The 18,899-nt window shown below is 38.7% G+C and carries 18 protein-coding genes, 3 pseudogenes and 1 riboswitch; of the genes and pseudogenes, 20 read left to right on the top strand and 1 reads right to left on the bottom strand.

Annotation, left to right across the window (positions count from 1 at the left end; translation table 11 throughout):
- The first annotated feature begins 125 nt into the window (after window positions 1-125).
- The 8 genes from DXZ23_RS06410 to DXZ23_RS06380 all read left to right on the top strand — a co-directional run bounded on the left by DXZ23_RS06410 (window position 126) and on the right by DXZ23_RS06380 (window position 8,827).
- Window positions 126-1,352 carry an MBOAT family O-acyltransferase gene (locus DXZ23_RS06410; protein WP_017806263.1) on the top strand — a complete coding sequence of 409 codons (1,227 nt, stop codon included), beginning with the start codon at window positions 126-128 and terminating at the stop codon, window positions 1,350-1,352.
- Window positions 1,339-2,493 (top strand): SGNH/GDSL hydrolase family protein, encoded by a 1,155-nt coding sequence (locus tag DXZ23_RS06405; protein ID WP_017806264.1) that lies wholly within the window; start codon window positions 1,339-1,341, stop codon window positions 2,491-2,493. The genes DXZ23_RS06410 and DXZ23_RS06405 overlap by 14 nt, the downstream gene beginning before the upstream one ends.
- An 8-nt stretch (window positions 2,494-2,501) precedes the next feature.
- The gene (locus DXZ23_RS06400) at window positions 2,502-3,644 is read left to right on the top strand and encodes a GDSL-type esterase/lipase family protein (RefSeq protein WP_017806265.1); all 1,143 of its coding nucleotides are present in this window, start codon (window positions 2,502-2,504) and stop codon (window positions 3,642-3,644) included.
- A 272-nt stretch (window positions 3,645-3,916) separates the two neighbouring features.
- Window positions 3,917-4,498, top strand: a complete 582-nt coding sequence (locus tag DXZ23_RS06395; protein ID WP_021724487.1) for a fimbrial protein — start codon at window positions 3,917-3,919, stop codon at window positions 4,496-4,498.
- Between the two features lie 76 nt (window positions 4,499-4,574).
- Window positions 4,575-5,276, top strand: a complete 702-nt coding sequence (locus tag DXZ23_RS06390; RefSeq protein ID WP_338010249.1) for a fimbrial biogenesis chaperone — start codon at window positions 4,575-4,577, stop codon at window positions 5,274-5,276.
- Window positions 5,277-5,311: 35 nt separating this feature from the next.
- Window positions 5,312-7,645, top strand: a complete 2,334-nt coding sequence (locus DXZ23_RS06385) for a fimbria/pilus outer membrane usher protein (RefSeq protein WP_021724485.1) — start codon at window positions 5,312-5,314, stop codon at window positions 7,643-7,645.
- The gene (locus tag DXZ23_RS15865; protein WP_341476326.1) at window positions 7,585-7,758 is read left to right on the top strand and encodes a FimD/PapC C-terminal domain-containing protein; all 174 of its coding nucleotides are present in this window, start codon (window positions 7,585-7,587) and stop codon (window positions 7,756-7,758) included. Before DXZ23_RS06385 ends, DXZ23_RS15865 begins: the two co-directional genes overlap by 61 nt.
- Before the next feature lie 85 nt (window positions 7,759-7,843).
- Window positions 7,844-8,827 carry a fimbrial protein gene (locus tag DXZ23_RS06380; RefSeq protein ID WP_017806269.1) on the top strand — a complete coding sequence of 328 codons (984 nt, stop codon included), beginning with the start codon at window positions 7,844-7,846 and terminating at the stop codon, window positions 8,825-8,827.
- Window positions 8,828-8,933: 106 nt separating this feature from the next.
- On the opposite strand, the gene DXZ23_RS06375 is transcribed toward DXZ23_RS06380, so the two are convergent.
- The gene (locus tag DXZ23_RS06375; protein WP_017806270.1) at window positions 8,934-9,863 is read right to left on the bottom strand and encodes a gluconeogenesis factor YvcK family protein; all 930 of its coding nucleotides are present in this window, start codon (window positions 9,861-9,863) and stop codon (window positions 8,934-8,936) included.
- A gap of 207 nt (window positions 9,864-10,070) precedes the next feature.
- A riboswitch (molybdenum cofactor riboswitch) is annotated at window positions 10,071-10,212 on the top strand.
- On the opposite strand from DXZ23_RS06375, the gene moaA reads away from it, so the two are divergent.
- The 12 genes and pseudogenes from moaA to ftsH all read left to right on the top strand — a co-directional run bounded on the left by moaA (window position 10,201) and on the right by ftsH (window position 18,865).
- Window positions 10,201-11,214 (top strand): GTP 3',8-cyclase MoaA, encoded by a 1,014-nt coding sequence (gene moaA / locus DXZ23_RS06370; RefSeq protein WP_017806271.1) that lies wholly within the window; start codon window positions 10,201-10,203, stop codon window positions 11,212-11,214. Its footprint overlaps the riboswitch before it by 12 nt.
- Before the next feature lie 14 nt (window positions 11,215-11,228).
- Window positions 11,229-11,714, top strand: coding sequence for a cyclic pyranopterin monophosphate synthase MoaC (moaC, locus tag DXZ23_RS06365; RefSeq protein ID WP_017806272.1), 486 nt, complete (start codon window positions 11,229-11,231; stop codon window positions 11,712-11,714).
- Complete coding sequence (moaD, locus tag DXZ23_RS06360; protein WP_017806273.1) at window positions 11,711-11,956, top strand: molybdopterin synthase sulfur carrier subunit; 246 nt, start codon at window positions 11,711-11,713, stop codon at window positions 11,954-11,956. Before moaC ends, moaD begins: the two co-directional genes overlap by 4 nt.
- A gap of 1 nt (window position 11,957) precedes the next feature.
- Window positions 11,958-12,410, top strand: a complete 453-nt coding sequence (gene moaE, locus DXZ23_RS06355) for a molybdopterin synthase catalytic subunit MoaE (RefSeq protein WP_017806274.1) — start codon at window positions 11,958-11,960, stop codon at window positions 12,408-12,410.
- 201 nt (window positions 12,411-12,611) lie between these two features.
- Window positions 12,612-13,271 carry a curli polymerization inhibitor CsgI-related protein gene (locus DXZ23_RS06350; protein ID WP_017806275.1) on the top strand — a complete coding sequence of 220 codons (660 nt, stop codon included), beginning with the start codon at window positions 12,612-12,614 and terminating at the stop codon, window positions 13,269-13,271.
- Window positions 13,272-13,329: 58 nt separating this feature from the next.
- Window positions 13,330-13,980 (top strand): annotated as a pseudogene (locus DXZ23_RS06345) (IS1595-like element ISHpa1 family transposase).
- A 78-nt stretch (window positions 13,981-14,058) separates the two neighbouring features.
- Window positions 14,059-14,508 (top strand): methylglyoxal synthase, encoded by a 450-nt coding sequence (gene mgsA, locus DXZ23_RS06340; protein ID WP_017807593.1) that lies wholly within the window; start codon window positions 14,059-14,061, stop codon window positions 14,506-14,508.
- A 36-nt stretch (window positions 14,509-14,544) separates the two neighbouring features.
- A pseudogene (locus tag DXZ23_RS06335) lies at window positions 14,545-14,727 on the top strand (FUSC family membrane protein); the annotation flags it as partial.
- Window positions 14,728-14,780: 53 nt separating this feature from the next.
- Entirely contained in the window at window positions 14,781-15,431 is a 651-nt protein-coding gene (locus tag DXZ23_RS06330) for an IS1595-like element ISHpa1 family transposase (RefSeq protein ID WP_017805306.1), read from the top strand.
- 17 nt (window positions 15,432-15,448) lie between these two features.
- A pseudogene (locus DXZ23_RS06325) lies at window positions 15,449-16,018 on the top strand (YccS family putative transporter); the annotation flags it as partial.
- Window positions 16,019-16,250: 232 nt separating this feature from the next.
- Window positions 16,251-16,880, top strand: a complete 630-nt coding sequence (gene rlmE, locus DXZ23_RS06320; RefSeq protein ID WP_017807398.1) for a 23S rRNA (uridine(2552)-2'-O)-methyltransferase RlmE — start codon at window positions 16,251-16,253, stop codon at window positions 16,878-16,880.
- Between the two features lie 92 nt (window positions 16,881-16,972).
- Window positions 16,973-18,865: an ATP-dependent zinc metalloprotease FtsH gene (ftsH, locus tag DXZ23_RS06315; RefSeq protein ID WP_035660357.1), complete on the top strand. Its 1,893-nt coding sequence runs from the start codon at window positions 16,973-16,975 to the stop codon at window positions 18,863-18,865.
- Window positions 18,866-18,899 lie beyond the last annotated feature (34 nt).

The following is an 18,899-nucleotide window of genomic DNA, read 5'->3' as shown; positions in this document are numbered from 1 at the left end:
TATGGCAGAATAGGCTACTGCTCGTTTTTAGCCTGATGGGGCTTTACCTTCTGGAACCGTGCTTTTTATATGCTGTTTTTGTCTATAGTGTTTTCATCGCGGTGGTTTCAACGTTTATGGAGAAAATGCTGCAAGAAAAAAGACGTTATTATTGTTTGATTTTAGGCATTGTATTCACATTGCTTTTTTTATGTTTCTTTAAATACTTTGATTTTTTCAGACCTGAATTACAGCAACGATTAGGTACGGAGAGTGTGGATATTCTTTTTCCATTAGGCATTTCATACTATAGTTTTCAGGGAATTGCTTATTTGGTCGCTCTGTATAAAAAACAAACGAGAAAACTCACTTTTAGCCAAACTTTACTCTATTTTAGCTTCTTCTTGACTGTTACATCTGGTCCTATCGCTCGTATTAGTAAAAGCCGTTCTTATTTAGGCGAACAAATAGGAATGGGGGAACAAATACAAACCTTAACCCCTCGACAAATGCTTTCACCTGTTTTAGCGATTTATCTTATTATTCTTGGTATTGCAAAAAAGTGGTGGTTTAGCACGATTTTGGCAGATAACATTGTTACCCCCGTTTTTGATAACCCATTTCAATATGATGGAATCAGCGTATTATCTGCGATATATGGTTATACCATACAACTTTTTTTAGATTTTTCAGGCTATACCGATATAGTAATTGGGCTTGCTATGCTTTTGGGATTTAGACTTCCAAGCAATTTTTTTATGCCTCTAAGAGCGGTTAATTTAAAAGCCTTTTGGGAAAGGTGGCATATTTCTTTATCAACGTGGATAAGAGACTATATTTATATCCCTTTAGGCGGAAATCGCTGTTCTTTTATAAAACAATCAAGGAATATCTTAATTGCAATGATCCTCTCAGGGGTTTGGCATGGCTATGGATGGAATTTCTTTTTATGGGGATTGCTACACGGCATAGGATTAATTCTTTTCAACTGCATTCAACGTTTTAACCTAAATCGGTTTTTGCCTCTTAATGAATGGTGGGGAAACGCGATTGGCATTTTTCTCACTTTTCATTTTGTCGTATTTACCTTCGTTATTTTTGGAAGTGCCTCATTAGAAGAAACTACCTTGATTTTTTCAGCATTATTTCATAATGAATGGCATTTACCTGAAAATAATCTTATTCTTTTCTTAAGTGTAATGTTTGGTATATTGATTTTTTATCCTTTATTAAATCGATTTTCGGCCTTCATAATCAACGCCTTTTCAAGATTACCCGTTTTTATGCTTGCATTACCAATGATTATTGTAATGCTCATCATTATTATTGCATCGCCATCAGGAATACCGGGATTTATTTATGCAAACTTTTGAACAGCAAACAAAATGGTATCACGTCGCCACGCTTTTATTTTTTGTAGGTATTATTTTATTGTGGTTTAGTCAAGCTTCAATTAATCGCTACTGGCAACAAGTGTATCACCAGGAAAGCCCTCTTAGGATTTTAAATCCTTTACCTTTTTGGCAAGGTGGTGCGATAGTGCAGCAAAAAGCAACAAATCTATATGAAAAAATAACCGCACTTTATTTTATGCCTAAAGCTGAGCAAGATGGAGATAGCATAGAGCCAGAATCTACATTATCTTTACCGATACAGCCTCAAACAGGGCAAAAACTAGATAAACTTGTTTTACAGCAAGATGAAAAAATAATGCCTAGAGAGGGATCTTTAAATCAAATGGGCTTAGAAAAGGGAGAAAGTGCCTCTGTTATTGATCTTTCAGCTAATATGATTGCGGATACATCAAAATCTCAAATTCCAAAAAATGAAGAGGAATTGACGATAACAGGGCAGAACCAAACTGAGAAAAATAACAAAATCGTGCTACAAAAAGGAGATATTGTCTTTTTTGCGGGAGATTCTTTGATGCAAGGGATTGCTCCACATTTACGGCGTGAATTAAAAAATCAATACGGCATTAACTCTATTGATTTAAGTAAACAAAGCACGGGGTTATCTTACCCCAATGCCTTTGACTGGCCTAAAACGATTGAAACTACATTAACCAAAAATCAGAATATTAAGTTACTTATTTTATTCTTAGGTCCTAATGACCCTTGGGATATGCCTGGTGAACCCGCTTGGCGTTATGTTAAATTTAAATCACCAGAATGGGAAACGCTTTATAGGAAAAGAATTCAACGCATTGTGCAAGCGGCGAAAAACAATAATGTAGAGATAATTTGGCTAGGTATTCCATTTATGAAATCTAAAAAATTAAATAAACAGACTCGCTATATTGATAATCTCTACTTTGAAGAAACAAACGGCTATGTGCATTGGTTTCCGACGGATTATTTATTAAATAAGGGGGAAAAATATACGGATAGTATTGAAATTAATGGAAAAAATACCCGTGTAAGGAGCAAAGATGGTATTCATTTTTCCTTAAAAGGTCAGCAATATTTAGCACAACAACTTTTTGAACTGATTGAATTTAGAAATGATGATTAGAGCGTAAAATGAATAAAGTGAAATATTTTTTTTTCGTTGGTATTGTAATGCTATTAGTAGGTTGTGCCATATCTAGCACAAAAGAAACAGGGTTAATAAATTATGGCGAAACAACGCAACCTTGGTTGCTTAAATTACAACGGGTAAAACAAGAAAAGCAAGGAGTATTTCGAATTGTTCAGTTTGGAGATTCGCATACAGCTGCAGATTTTTTTACCAGTCAATTACGCAAAAGATTGCAAGCTTATTGGGGGAATGCAGGAATAGGGTGGATATATCCAAACCGAGTAAAAGGACAGCGTATAGATGGGGTGATTTACCGAGGTAAAGGCTGGCAAACAATGACAAGTAGGAAAGAAAAAACGGATTTTCCGCTTGGTGGGGTAACAGCGTTTTCACAGGGAAAAGAAGCCGTAACCATTGAAATTACTAAAGCAGCGAAAACAGCCTACCACGCAACCTTTTCTCTTTATCCACTTTTAACTCACTCACCATTGCAGATTACTGACGCAATGGGAAAAAGTGCGTATTTTAATCCTGATTCCAATCAATGGCATTATTTCTCTTTAGATGTTACCTTGCCATTGACGTATCAAACAAATGCAAATGATTTATGGCAAATTGGCTTGATTAATCTTGAAACTGGGCATTCAGGTATTACGCTTTCGGCGTTAGGATTGAACGGTGGTCGGTTTAGTGAATGGCAAAAATGGCGAAAAGATTGGGCATTAGATCTTAAACAAATGAATGCGGATTTGATTATCTTAGCATATGGGACAAATGAGGCATTTGATGAACAGCTAGACCTCGCTAAAACAGAACAAATGTGGCGACAGCAAATTAAGGAAATACGCAAAGCATTGCCCAATGCAGGAATCTTAATTTTGGGGGCTCCCAATGCGTTAGATAAAGGGCTTGGACATTGTGAACAACCTAGGCAGTTAGACCGAATGCAAGCATTACAGAAAAAAATTGCTCAATCGGAGAAATTATTTTATTGGTCATTGCAAGAAAGTATGGGAGGGCAGTGCTCAATGCAACAGTGGCAAAAAATGGGATTAGCTCGTTCTGATGGCATACATTTTACTCCACAAGGTTATCAAAAATTAGCAGACAGCCTCGCGAAACAATTAATCAATTTAGGGCAATAGGGTATTCATCAATTTTGACTAATATAAAAAGGCAGAAGATATTCTGCCTTTTTTGTTTCTGAAAGAAAAATGATGTGAGCTACAAGGAAAAAATGTCGCATTTATAATCCATTTATTGAGAAAAAAGCGTCATTTGCCTGTTTTTTTAGATGTAATTGAATAATTTATGAAACATTATTCCTATTTTTAGTTAATTTTACTTGCTACCCCCCCCCCGCATGTTACTATTCAATTCCTTTTAAAAAGTCAATACACCCTAAGGAGAATTTATAATGAAAAAATTGGTTTTAACCACATTAATTGGAGCAGCATTAGGTTTTGCAACTCAAAGTGCGTTTGCGGATGATTCTACTCCACCAGAAGGAGCAACTGGATTATTAACAGTAAAAGGTAAAGTAGTGGATACAACTTGTACAGTAGAAGGAACAAATGGACCAAATATTATTGTGACATTGCCTACTGTACCGACTTCAATGTTAACTAGAAAAGGGCAAACAGCAGGGGATACATCCTTTACAATTAAATTAAGTAACTGTACTTCTAGCACTACGTTAGCTACACAGGCGAGAGCATTTTTTTATAATGATGACCACGTTACTCCCGATGGACGTTTAGAAAATCAAGAAACATCCTCTAAAGCAAATATGGTTACTGTGCAATTAACAACAATGAGCGGGACACCAATTAATCCCACTAAGCAAGCTAAGGATCAAGGAGCTGATGCATACCCAATTACTAAAAGTGGTTCGACAGGCTCAGCTACGTTGATTTATAAAGCTCGCTATCATGCTGAAGGGCAATCAACGCTTGGAGGTGTTTTAGCTAAAGTAAAATATTTTGTAGATTATATGTAACCCAATTTTCGGCTTTTTTGTTTTATCGGGCTGAGATAATGCCCGATTTTTCTTTACAGTTTTGATAAATGGAGTGATGAATGTTCAACAGATGGCTATGTCTTTGTTTAGCATTTTTGGGGGTAAACAGTTTTGCAAATATTGTAATAACGGGAACAAGAGGGTTTATCCCTCAGATCAACCTTATGTGAATGTGCAACTTAACAATGTGGGCGATGTTCCCGCCTTAATGCAGGCTTGGATTGATATGGGCGATCCTGATGCTTCCCCCGAACAAATTAATGCCCCGTTTTTAATTACCCCACCGATTGCCCGTATTGAGGGGAATAAAGGACAAACCTTGCGTTTAACTTATACAGGGGAGCCGTTACCCTCTGACAGAGAAAGCATTTTTTATTTAAATGTGATGGATATTCCTCCTAATCCGAAAGATAAAAGCAAAAACTATTTGCAAATTGCCTTGCGTAGTCGGATTAAATTGTTTTTCCGTCCAATAACGTTATCTATGCCATTGGAAGCGGCTTTCCAACAAGTGAAATGGAAAATTGTTGGTAAACAAGTGGTGGCTGAAAATCCAACCCCTTATTACATTACTTATAGCAACATTGAACTTTTACAGGGAAAAAATAACGTTACTTTACCCCGTGCAGGAATGGTAGCACCTTTTTCACAAGCCTCGTTTAATGTTAATCATTCGCTAAAACAAGTTAAAAATATTAATTGGACAGTGATTAATGATTATGGTGGTCGTCAAACTGGGACGAGCCCACTACAGTAATTATTAGCAGAAAAGAAAAATTAAGTGCGGTGTTTATGTCATTCAAATTAAATCGGCTTTATTGTTTGCTATTTTGCGTATTAGGCTTAAATGGCTATGTAGAAGATGTGGAGTATGCAGAATTTGATGCGGGCTTTTTATATGGCAATCAAAATAAAGAAAATATTGATATGAGTCGGTTTAGTTATGGCAATCCGATTCCAGCAGGTGAATATCTTTCTGATGTGTATTTGAATAATGAATTGCGTGGGCGGATTCGTCTTCACTTTGTTGAGGATAATGCACAAAATAAAAGCGTGTTATGTGCCAGCGAAACGTTATTAGAATTGCTTGATTTGAGAAAGATGGCTTTAGCGACCGATAAGGTTGTACCTGGCTTGCAATGCGTGATTTTTACTCAAAAAGTTCCAAAGGCAAAGGTTCATTTTGATCTCGGTGAGTTTCGTTTAGATGTGGATATTCCCCAAGCATTTGTTGAACAACGGCCACCAGGCTATATTTCGCCTATTCAATGGCAAAGTGGCGTGCCAGTTGCTTTTTTACGCTATGACGCTACCCATTATCGCTATAGTTATTTACATACCCAAGCATATCAAACTTATTTAGGTATTAATGCGGGGGTGAATATATTTGGGTGGTCATTCCGTCATCGTGGAAATGTGAGTTGGGATAAGCAGAAAAGATCCCCTTATCAAAAGATTTCTACTTACGCTCAGCACGATGTGCCAGCTTTACGCGGGCAGTTTACGATAGGGGATTTTTATACAACAGGGGCGTTGATGGATAGCATTGCGATTCGAGGAATGCAATTAACCTCTGATGATCGAATGCTGGCAACCTCTGTTCGAGGCTATGCCCCAATAATTCGAGGGGTGGCAAATTCTAACGCGGTAGTCACTATTCGACAAAATGGGAATATTCTTCGTGAGATTGCTGTTCCTGCAGGGCCTTTTACGATAGATGATTTATATCCGACAGGCTATGGCGGTGATTTGCTCGTTGAGATTTTAGAAGCAAATGGAGAAAAACGCAGTTTTACTGTTCCCTTTACAGCGGCAGTTCAGCTTATTCGCCCTGGATATAGCAATTACCAAATTGCAATGGGACGTTACCGCTATGGCGATCGGGTGTTTAAGGAGAATGTTGCTAAAGTCACTTGGCAATATGGCGTAAATAATAATTTAACATTGAATGTGGGAGGGATTCTCGCCAAGAATTATCATTCCGAATTAATAGGGCTTGCTTTTAATACGCCAATTGGGGCGTTTTCAGCGAATTCTATCTTTTCAAATGCACGTTTTAAAACAATAACATCGCAAGATAAATATAAAGGGTATAGTTTATCTTTTAGTTATAATACGAGGCTTGAACCTACAAACACGAATGTGACATTAGCGACTTATCGTTACCTCTCCCGCTATTATTACAGTTTGCAAGATGTGATGTTAGCAAATAATGCGTCAATGTTAGGGCAAGCAAGCGGTATGCCTTCTGCGAAAGGTTATCGTCCTAAAAATCAGTTTCAAGTGTCAATTAATCAAACATTTAATGAAAAATGGGGGAGTGCCTATTTAATTGGGAGTACTTATACTTATTGGGGAACGAATAAAAAGCAAAATGAATATCAGATAGGGTATAGCAATACTTATAAGCGTTTAAATTATAGCCTCTCTTTTACGCAGGTAAAAAATAATTTTAGTCATAACGATCAACGAATTTATTTGAGCTTGTCATTACCACTTGGAAATGATGATTCTGTTTCCTACCTTTCTCAAAATATAAATTATGTGAAAAGTAATGGTTATGCTGCTTACACTTCGCTTTCTGGTTCATTGGGACAGGAACGACGTTATAGCTATAACCTTTCTGTGGGTAAACAGCAGGCAAGTAAAACGAGTAATCTTATTTTTAGTCAAAGTTATTTAGGCTCTCTCGCTAGAGTGGATAGTTCTTGGAGCCAAACTAATAAAGGCATTACGCTAGTAAATGATTTAGGCGAAACCTTTGCTATTATTCACGCAAAAGGGGCAAGAGGGGCAAAAATTCGCGGTTCAATTGGAAATGAAGTGGATTATTTCGGTAATGGCATTGTGCCTTATGTTGATCCTTATACGATTAATTATGTGGGATTAGATGATTTACCTGGAAATGTTGAATTATCTGCCACCGAACAGCAATTGATTCCCCGTGCAAATCAAGCAATGTTGGTAAATTTTTCCACTAAGATTGGTAATGTTGTCTTTTTTGAAATAACGAATAAAGACGATTTGCCTCCTTTAGGAACAGATGTTGTTGATCAAGAAAATAAATCTGTAGGTATGCTAGCACAAGGGGGGGGAAAATTTATACGCGTGGTATTGCCCCTATAGGACAGTTAAATATCATTTGGGGAGAGAAACGTTGTCGTATTGATTACCAAATCCCATCTAATACGAATAATGGAAAACCTTTAGTTATGCCTGTGAAATGCCAATTTTATTAAGGAAACAAAATGAAAAAGCAAATAATATTAATGGGGATATGTAGTTTATTTTTTTATTCTTTTACCAGAGGTAAAAGCAGCAACAATGACTATTGATGGGATTACAGTCGGTATTCCTGAAGAAGTAAGAAATGGGGTAACAAAGCCAGTTACACATCACCAAGAAGTCGCGAATATTTTTCCTTTCCCTGAAATGGCAAAGAAAAAAATTATTTATAGTTGGCGGTTAGAAAATTCTGAACGTTATTGTTTACAGCATGGGGAATATAGAAGCCCCGTTGATAAATATCATATGGAAGTCAAATTTTATCCTCTCGCTTTAAATATAGACAATAAGTTCTTTAATCAGCAAATTTTAATTAATGATATGAAAGTGTATGACGATGATCCTTATCAGCGTTTTCCTGTAAGTGGCTCGCAATCGATGTATTTTACTTTAGAACTTAGTTTAAAAGATGAGGCACTTTATCGACAAGCTATTGATTATACAGTGAAAAAGGGAACGAAATTAGGTGTGATGACATTGTTTTGTACGACGGGAAGCCGAGAAGCTGGGCATGAAGGGGAGTTTAGAGATCATAGATCGCTATATAATGCCTTTACCGGCTTTACATTAACAACAGCAGCAAATGCTTCATTCCGTATTTCTCGAACTTGTAGCTTGTCATCTGCTTCTTCTCAAACGGTAACTTTATCACCTGTGATGTTGTCAGATATTCAAAATAACCAAAAAATCAAGGGAGGAGATTTTACTATTCGTTTGGACTGTTCTGGGGTGGATATAAAAAACGCCTATATTGCATTTGCTGATGCGATTAAGGAGGATCAAAAGAATAGTCTTGGCATTTTAAATGTTAAAGAGGGGGCTGGATATGCTCAAGGTGTTAATATTATGGTGGAAGATGCCCAAACACAGCAGCCAGTAAGATTTAAACAGCTTTTATCTGATCCGTTATTGTTTAAGACAGATTATCCTTCTGCTCAATATGGTTCTAAAAGCTATGATGCACTTACCCTGTTTGGAAGTTTAACTGCAGGGCACTGCAGGGCAAACAATACTAAGCCGTAAATATAATGTTTATTATTGGAAATTTATGTATACACAAACTGCAGGAAATGTGGAAGCACGAATCCGCTATAATATTTATTATAATTAGCTGTTATGTATCCTGTTTTTAGGCAAATTCTCCGATTAAATCATCAATGGCTTTGCAAAGGAGTGTACGATCGTGGCGGTAGCTAATATCGTCAGCTCTTAAATGCCGTTCAATAATTTTTAACTGGGGATCAGGGTTTTCAGGCATTAAGCCGTTTTGCACGATTGCCCCGTTAATGATCTTTTGCCCAACGGTTTCGTTGATCCAGTTAATCCGATCTTGAAGTGAAAGCACCGCCGAGGGGCTATGTTCAATACCTAAATTATCAATAAAAATTTTTTTCGCTTGGCTTTGTTTGAGGGCTTCGATAATTTCAGGCAACAAAATCGGTGGCATTATGCTAGTGAGAAAGCTGCCTGGCCCGAAAAGGATCACTTCGGCTTTTTCAATGGCTTGCACCGCTTCTGGCGTCGCTTGAACCAATGGCACAAGAAAAATGGATTTAGGCAACTCTGCCAGCTCATCAATTTCTACTTCACCCACGATACTCGAGCCAGAGGGCAAGGCGGCAGCAAGATGTACGGGGCTTTCGGACATCGGCACAATAAAGGATTTTACGCGTAACAAATCACGAATTAAATTCACCCCCTCCGTGGGACGAATTTGCATATTTTCCAACGCTTTCAGCATTAAATTACCGAGATTATGCCCTGCGAGTTCCCCCGTGCCTGAAAAGCGATATTCAAACAATGAAGACGCGGTACTCGGTTCGGTGATGATTTGATTTAAACAATTCCGCAAATCGCCCCACGCGATCCCGCCCTGTTGCTGACGAATACGCCCCGTTGAGCTGCCGTTATCCGTAGTGGTAACAATACCTGTGAGGCGCTCATTCATAAAACTTAAAGCGGACATCACTCGCCCAAGACCGTGTCCCCCCCCGATCGCCACCATATGATTAATGTTATCGAGGTTTTCGTGCCGACTATGTGCGGTGAGGTCTGTCATTGTTGTTCCTTAAAATTATGCGGTAATTTTTCATCTGATTGCCAGTAAGTATAAACAAATTTACATAAAAGTGCGGTATAAATTTTGCGTAAATTCGTTATGTATTTGTTTATATAATTTATTTATAAGCAAAAAATTTCATTTTTTTGATGAAGATCTCATTTGAGGTATAGCAAAAATCACCTTCTCCCCTTAAAATAAGCGTAAATTTTCGCATAACTCCGAGCTTGTTCGCCTACGTTTAACTCACAAAATAAGGCGACAATGCCAGCAATGAATAGCATTGCTCAGGGATACGCTGGAAACGGTTTATCCTCTCATTTTAGAAAGGTGTCTAATGCAACGCATTCCCATAACGCAAGTGGGCGAAACGCGTCTTATCGATGGTTTTGCTCGCCAATATTACTATTTGCGACTGTCCATTACGGATATGTGCAATTTTCGTTGTAACTATTGTTTACCCAATGGTTATCAGCCCGAGCCGACTAAACCGAGCTTTCTGACTTTAAATGAAATTCGCCGTTTGGTACGAGCGTTCAGCCATTTAGGGACGGAAAAAATCCGCATTACAGGCGGTGAACCCACCTTGCGGAAAGATTTTTTGCCTATTGTGGAAACCCTGCGTCAAACAGAAAATATTAAACAAATCGCCCTCACCACCAACGGTTATCGTATGGCAAAAGAGGTAGCAGCTTGGCGACAGGCGGGCGTTACCTCCATTAATGTGAGCGTAGATAGCCTTGATCCCAAAATGTTTCAACGCATTACGGGCATTGATAAATTTGCCGACATAATGCAAGGCATTGAACGGGCTTTTGAAGTGGGTTATGAAAAGGTAAAAGTGAATGCCGTGTTGATGAAAAACCTGAACGATCACGAATTTGAGGCATTCCTTGCGTGGATCAAACACCGCCCGATCCAAATGCGTTTTATTGAATTAATGCAAACGGGCGAAATGGATCAATTTTTTCAGCAATATCATCTTTCGGGGCAAATCCTTGCGGATAAACTGTTGTCAGCGGGTTGGCAGCTTCAAACTCGTTCTTATTTAGACGGCCCTGCCAAAGTGTTCAAACACCCTGATTATCAAGGGGAAATCGGCTTGATAATGCCTTATGAAAAAAATTTTTGTGCCAGTTGCAACCGCCTAAGAGTTTCCGCAAAAGGCAAATTGCACCTTTGCTTATTTGGCGAAGAGGGCATTGAATTGCGGAATTTATTGCAAAATGACGATCAACAAGCCCAATTAGAAGCACGCATTTTTTCCGCTTTGCAAGGTAAACGCGAACATCATTTTTTACATCAAGGCGACAGTGGCGTGCGAAATCACCTTGCCAGTATTGGCGGTTAATCAAAGGAAAAATTATGACTAAATTCACTCATATCAATAACAATGGCGAAGCCAATATGGTGGACGTTTCCGCCAAGCAAGATACGGTGCGAGAAGCCCGAGCGGAAGCTTTGGTTTCAATGTCCGAAGCCACGTTGCAAATGATTTTGTCGGGGCAACATCACAAAGGCGATGTGTTCGCCACCGCACGCATTGCGGGCATTCAAGCGGCAAAACGCACTTGGGATTTAATCCCCTTGTGCCACCCGTTATTGCTCTCAAAAGTGGAAGTATCTTTGACCGCTTTGCCTGAAAGCAACCAAGTTCGCATTGAAAGCCTGTGCAAATTAACGGGCAAAACAGGGGTTGAAATGGAAGCTCTCACCGCCGTGAGCGTTGCGGCATTGACTATTTATGATATGTGTAAAGCGGTACAAAAAGACATCGTGATTGAGCATATCCGCCTTTTAGAAAAGTGCGGTGGTAAATCGGGGCATTTTTTAGCAGGACAACAGCAATGATAAAAGTATTATTTTTCGCACAAACTCGCGAATTGATCGGTGTTGATAGTATTGACGTGAACGAACCTTTCGCCAATGCGGAAGCATTACGCCAACATTTGAGTGCTAGAGGGGAAAAATGGGCGTTGGCATTAGATAAAGAAAAACTGCTCGTTGCCATTAACCAAACCCTCGCCAGCCTTGAAAGTGCGGTGCAAAATGGCGATGAAGTGGCATTCTTCCCACCGGTAACTGGGGGATAAAATGGCAGATATTCAAATCGCAGTGCAAAGCGAGCCTTTCGACCAAAATGCCGTTTATCGTTGGGTGGCTGAACCGCATTCTGTTGGGGCTGCAGTGATTTTTGTGGGTAAAGTGCGAGAAATGAATTTAGGCGACAACGTTTCTAGCCTCTTTTTGGAGCATTATCCTGCAATGACAGAAAAAGCCTTACGCGAAATCGTGGAGGAAGCCTGTCAGCGTTGGCAATTATTACGCATCGCCGTAATCCACCGTGTCGGGCTATTGTATACGGGCGATGAAATTGTTCTCGTGGCAGTGAGTTCACCACACCGTGGTGAAGCCTACCAAGCCAATGAATTTATTATGGATTTCCTCAAAAGCAAAGCCCCATTTTGGAAAAAAGAACAAACAGAAAACGGCGAACGTTGGGTTGAGCATAGAGAAAGTGATAGTGCGGCGTTAAGGAAGTGGTGAATATTGAGAGGGGGATTTGATATTTGTCATAATGGAAGTTTATTTGTAAATGAAATGGCATTGTATTTTAATTTAAATCATAAATTTATGTAAAAATGCTTTTTTCTATTTCCATTTTTACTAAATTAGAATAGCATATTCACCGAACCTTATTTTCTTAAGGTATCTTAGAACATTATCCCTTATATGGAAGGAGCTAATATGAAATTTCGTTTTGCGGCATTAGCTACCGCATTATTATTAACCAGTACAACAAGTTTTGCAGGTGTTGTAACGAGTTCGTCTAATGTTGATTTTTTAGCTATCGATGGACAAAAAGCCAGTAAATCTTTATTAAAATCAACAAACTCTTTCAATGCGAGTGAGTCTCAGCTTCATCAAGTTGTAGTACGTGTGAGTGAAGTGATCAGAACTGGTGGTTCAGAGCGTTCTTTATTTGAATCCGACCCAATTATTGTAACTTTCCAAGGCCATTCAGATGATTTAGTCATTTCTGCCCCGCATATTGAAAATGATCGTGAGGCGGCAGATTATAATGATCACCCAGTGATTTATTTGAAAACGGTTTCTGGTCAGGCAATTCCTTTTAAACTAGATAAGTTAAAACAAGAAGGTTTTTTACCAGGCTTAAATTTGATTGATAATCTTTCTGAATATAACGCATCTGGTGCTGTTGCAGCGGTGTCTTCGTTTGCTGTGAATATGATGCCATCAGTTGTTCCGACAATGGCAAAAGCTCAAAAAGGAAAAATTACGGTTCAGGGAGAGAATGTTGTGGAACAGCAATTACAATATTGGTTCCAACAGGCCGATAAAGAGACGCAGAAACGTTTCTTAAATTGGGCAACTAAACAGAAATAAAAGAATAGGGGCTGTCCTAGATAACAACTAAAAAATCTATTTAGGTTAGAATGAACCAATGAGAAAAAGTCGTCTAAGTCAGCACAAACAAAATAAACTCATTGAGCTATTTGTTGCAGGTGTTACTGCAAGGACAGCAGCAGAGTTAGTCAATGTAAACAAAACGACTGCCGCATATTACTTTCATCGTTTACGCCAACTCATCTATCAAAACAGCCTTCACTTAGAGATGTTTGAAGGTGAAATTGAAGCCGATGAAAGTTATTTTGGCGGTGCTCGCAAAGGCAAACGTGGTCGTGGTGCGGCAGGGAAAATTGCGGTATTCGGGCTTCTCAAGCGCAATGGCAAGGTTTATACCGTTGCGGTTCCAAATACGCAATCTGCCACCTTGTTACCCATTATTCGGGAGCAGGTAAAGCCTGATAGTATTGTTTACACCGATAATTATCGTAGTTATGACGTGCTTGATGTGAGTGAATTTAGTCATTTTCGTATCAATCACAGCACACATTTTGCTGAAAATCATAACCACATTAACGGAATTGAGAATTTTTGAAGCCAAGCAAAACGCCATTTACGCAAATTTAATGGTATCCCAAAAGCGCATTTTGAGCTTTATTTAAAGGAATGTGAATGGCGTTTTAATTACAGCAACATAAAAAGTCAAATTTCTATTTTAAAACAATTGGTTAAAGGGAGTTTAGTCTAGTTATCTAGGACAGCCCCAAAGAATATTGTTATCTAAGAAAAGTGGGCTTTATGCTCACTTTTTTATTCGGAGGAGAAGATGATTAGACAGCTTTCTAAACATAAAAATATAGCACTTGTTGCTCACGATCATTGTAAAGAAAAATTAATAAACTGGTGTAAAAAACACCGCGCTTTACTTGAGAAGCATTTTCTTTATGCAACGGGTACAACGGGAAATTTAATTCAGACAGAAGTGAATTTAACCGTGAATGCCTTGTTAAGTGGACCAATGGGCGGAGATCAACAATTGGGGGCACTTATTGCGGAGAAAAAAATAGATATTTTAATTTTCTTTTGGGATCCGATGAATGCAGTACCGCATGATCCTGATGTAAAAGCGTTAATGCGAATTGCAACCGTTTGGAATATTCCTGTAGCAATGAATGTTGCAAGTGCTGATTTTATAATTTATTCCGAGCTATTTCACCAGGAAACGGATATTTGTATCCCTAACTATGATGGTTATTTAAAAGAACGACTAAAATAAGTAAAGCTTGCCAATGCGTTGTTTAGGTATGTAAAGATGAATAATTGGTTAAATGCGAAAGTCATTGCGACAATCCCGGTGTTTATTGCGGTAAATATTGCAACATTCTCGGTGTGGATGTTAAATATATCTCAACAAAGTATGCCATTAGTTCTAGGAATTATTGCAGGTGGTTTGGCTGATTTAGATAATGGCTTAACGGGAAGAGTCAAAAATATTTTGGGGCTGTCCTAGATAACAACTAAAAAATCTATTTAGGTTAGAATGAACCAATGAGAAAAAGTCGTCTAAGTCAGCACAAACAAAATAAACTCATTGAGCTATTTGTTGCAGGTGTTACTGCAAGGACAGCAGCAGAGTTAGTCAATGTAAACAAAACGACTGCCGCATATTACTTTCATCGTTTACGCCAACTCATCTATCAAAACAGCCTTCACTTAGAGATGTTTGAAGGTGAAATTGAAGCCGATGAAAGTTATTTTGGCGGTGCTCGCAAAGGCAAACGTGGTCGTGGTGCGGCAGGGAAAATTGCGGTATTCGGGCTTCTCAAGCGCAATGGCAAGGTTTATACCGTTGCGGTTCCAAATACGCAATCTGCCACCTTGTTACCCATTATTCGGGAGCAGGTAAAGCCTGATAGTATTGTTTACACCGATAATTATCGTAGTTATGACGTGCTTGATGTGAGTGAATTTAGTCATTTTCGTATCAATCACAGCACACATTTTGCTGAAAATCATAACCACATTAACGGAATTGAGAATTTTTGGAGCCAAGCAAAACGCCATTTACGCAAATTTAATGGTATCCCAAAAGCGCATTTTGAGCTTTATTTAAAGGAATGTGAATGGCGTTTTAATTACAGCAACATAAAAAGTCAAATTTCTATTTTAAAACAATTGGTTAAAGGGAGTTTAGTCTAGTTATCTAGGACAGCCCCTTAAATAAAGTAAGTCATCAAGCGATACGGAGTGATGGGAAATACCTGCTTTATATTGTAAGTCAGTTGCAATTTGGAAAGTGCGATGGTTTACAGTATCGGATTGCCCGTAGGAAAGCACACGAGTATGCAATGGCGTTGAGTACAATAATGTCAAATATGAATAGTAATCCAGAAAAATATCAAGACTATTTACAAAGTGGATTTGAGATCTTGAAGCTAAATTATTCGTTATTGAGTTATATTTCAGCGTTAGGAGCATATCGAGAAAATATCAAACATATTTCATATAATAGTGATTTTTGGGCTGAGTTTTATCCGATTGCCAAGAAATTAATTTATGCTTTAGAGCATATTGAGTCTTTATCTGCGGCGGTATTTGATAAATTACTAAGTAACATTCAACAGGCATTACATCAACTTAATGAGAATACGGAAGATAAAGTGTCCCAATCTGAAATAGGTATTCCTATTCAACAACTTAATATGATTAGCCAAATTTTACCGCATATTTATGCATTTTTTCATCATACAAAGAATAGGGATAATTCATCACATTTATCAATGTGATATATTTTTATCAAGAAATCGTACCGCACTTTATTTATTGATAATTGTCTATAAATTCTGCAGGCTTCTTAGTTCGCAACAAAGTTTGGGCCAAGATATTCCTTCTTTTTATTGCATAGGTAGGGAGTTATATGAGTCTGTGGTTGTTTTATGTTAAAATTATTCATAACTTGAAATTTAGTGTTTTTGACCTTATATCAATGTGTACGGTATAAGCTAAAATTAAGAAATAATGGGAAAGAAAAAACGTTCAGCAAGTTCAACGCGTTGGTTGAATGAGCATTTTAAAGATCCGTTTGTGCAAAAAGCACATAAACAAAAGCTGCGTTCGCGGGCATATTTTAAGCTTGATGAAATTCAGCAAACGGATCGGTTATTTAAACCTGGTATGACTGTGGTAGATCTGGGAGCTGCACCGGGTGGCTGGTCGCAATATGTGGTAAGCCAAATTGGTGGCAAAGGGCGTGTGATAGCTTGTGATATTTTAGAAATGGATCCGATTGTCGGCGTGGATTTTCTGCAAGGGGATTTTCGTGAAGAAAATGTATTGAATGCCTTGCTTGAACGCGTAGGCGAGGCAAAAGTTGATGTGGTAATGTCGGATATGGCGCCAAATTTTAGTGGTATGCCATCAGTGGACATTCCTCGTGCAATGTATTTAGTGGAACTGGCTTTGGATATGTGTAAACAAGTATTGGTGCACAAAGGCAGTTTCGTTGTGAAAGTTTTCCAAGGTGAGGGCTTTGATGAATATTTAAGAGAAATTCGTTCTCTGTTTAGTGTCGTTAAAGTGCGTAAACCTGAAGCATCTCGTGGGCGTTCTCGTGAGGTGTATATTGTGGCAACGGGTTACAAATATTAACTATAAATTCAATAACTTCTCATTTTGGAATGAATGTAGTAATCTTGTAACAAATTATTAACTTAGAAAAACGAGGTCAAACCTTGAAAGATATGGTCAAAAACTTAGTTCTATGGATTGTGATTGCAGTAGTTATGATGTCTGCATATCAGGGCTTTAGCGGTAGTTCGAATGGTAATCTTACCGATTACACCACCTTTATTACGGATGTGGGTAATGATCAAGTACGGCAAGTGCGATTTGAAGAGAACGAATTACAAGTTACTAAATCTGATGGTTCAAAATATTCAACCGTAATGCCAATTTATGACGATAAATTATTGAATGATTTATTAAATAAAAAGGTAAAAGTAGAAGGAACGTTGCCAGAAAGACGTGGTATTTTATCGCAAATTCTCATCTCTTGGTTCCCAATGCTATTACTTGTTGGCGTATGGTTCTTCTTTATGCGCCAAATGCAAGGCGGTGGCGGCAAGGCAATGAGCTTTGGTAAAAGCCGTGCCAAAATGCTTACCAAAGAGCAAATTAAAACCACTTTTGCTGATGTGGCAGGCTGTGATGAAGCCAAAGAAGAAGTGGGGGAAATCGTTGATTTCTTGCGTGATCCAAGCAAATTCCAAAAATTGGGCGGTAAAATTCCAAAAGGGATTTTAATGGTTGGGCCACCGGGAACAGGTAAAACCTTATTAGCTAAAGCCATTGCGGGTGAAGCGAAAGTGCCATTTTCTACCATTTCAGGTTCTGACTTTGTTGAAATGTTTGTCGGCGTGGGGGCTTCTCGCGTGCGTGATATGTTTGAACAAGCGAAGAAAAACGCACCTTGCTTGATTTTCATTGATGAAATTGATGCAGTAGGTCGCCAACGTGGTGCAGGCCTTGGTGGTGGACACGATGAGCGTGAGCAAACCCTTAACCAAATGTTGGTGGAAATGGACGGTTTTGAAGGCAATGAAGGGGTGATTGTGATCGCCGCAACCAACCGTCCAGATGTGCTTGATCCTGCATTAACGCGTCCAGGGCGTTTTGACCGCCAAGTGGTGGTAGGCTTGCCAGATGTATTAGGACGTGAGCAAATCTTAAAAGTCCATATGCGTAAAGTGCCAGTTGCACCAGATGTGAATGCGATGACCCTTGCGCGTGGCACACCAGGTTATTCAGGGGCTGATTTGGCTAACCTTGTGAATGAAGCCGCATTATTTGCTGCTCGAATGAACAAACCATTGGTTTCAATGCTTGAGTTTGAAAAAGCGAAAGACAAAATCAATATGGGGCCTGAACGCCGCACAATGATTATGACGGATAAGCAAAAAGAATCCACCGCTTATCACGAAGCAGGACACGCCATTGTGGGTTATTTAGTACCAGAACACGATCCAGTACATAAAGTCACCATTATTCCGCGTGGCCGTGCTTTAGGGGTAACCTTCTTCTTACCAGAAGGGGATCAGGTAAGCATTAGCCAAAAACAATTAGAAAGTAAACTTTCCACCCTTTATGCAGGGCGTTTAGCGGAAGATTTGATTTACGGTGAAGAAAATATTTCTACTGGTGCATCAAATGACATTAAAGTTGCGACGAATATTGCACGCAATATGGTTACCCAGTGGGGCTTTTCTGATAAATTAGGTCCAATTCTTTATTCTGAAGATGAAGGTGAAGTATTCTTAGGACGCTCAATGGCGAAAGCGAAACATATGTCTGATGAAACAGCACATCTTATTGATGAAGAAGTCCGTGCGATTGTTACTCGTAACTACGAGCGTGCAAGACAGCTATTAATTGACAATATGGATATTTTACACGCAATGAAAGATGCGTTAGTGAAATATGAAACCATTGAAGAAGAGCAGATCAAACAATTGATGAATCGTGAGCCGGTTACGCCGCCGGCTGGTTGGGATGAGGAGATGAAAACAGCGAAAGTTGATGGTGTAAAAAATAAGGATACTGAAAATTCAGTAAAACAGGATAATTCAAATAACTAATCTTTATTTTTGTGTGGTAAAGGACTGATGTTGC

This window comes from Avibacterium paragallinarum (assembly GCF_900450705.1).
In the GTDB taxonomy this organism is placed as follows: Bacteria; Pseudomonadota; Gammaproteobacteria; order Enterobacterales; family Pasteurellaceae; genus Avibacterium; species Avibacterium paragallinarum.
This window is presented reverse-complemented; position numbering and strand designations above follow the sequence as displayed.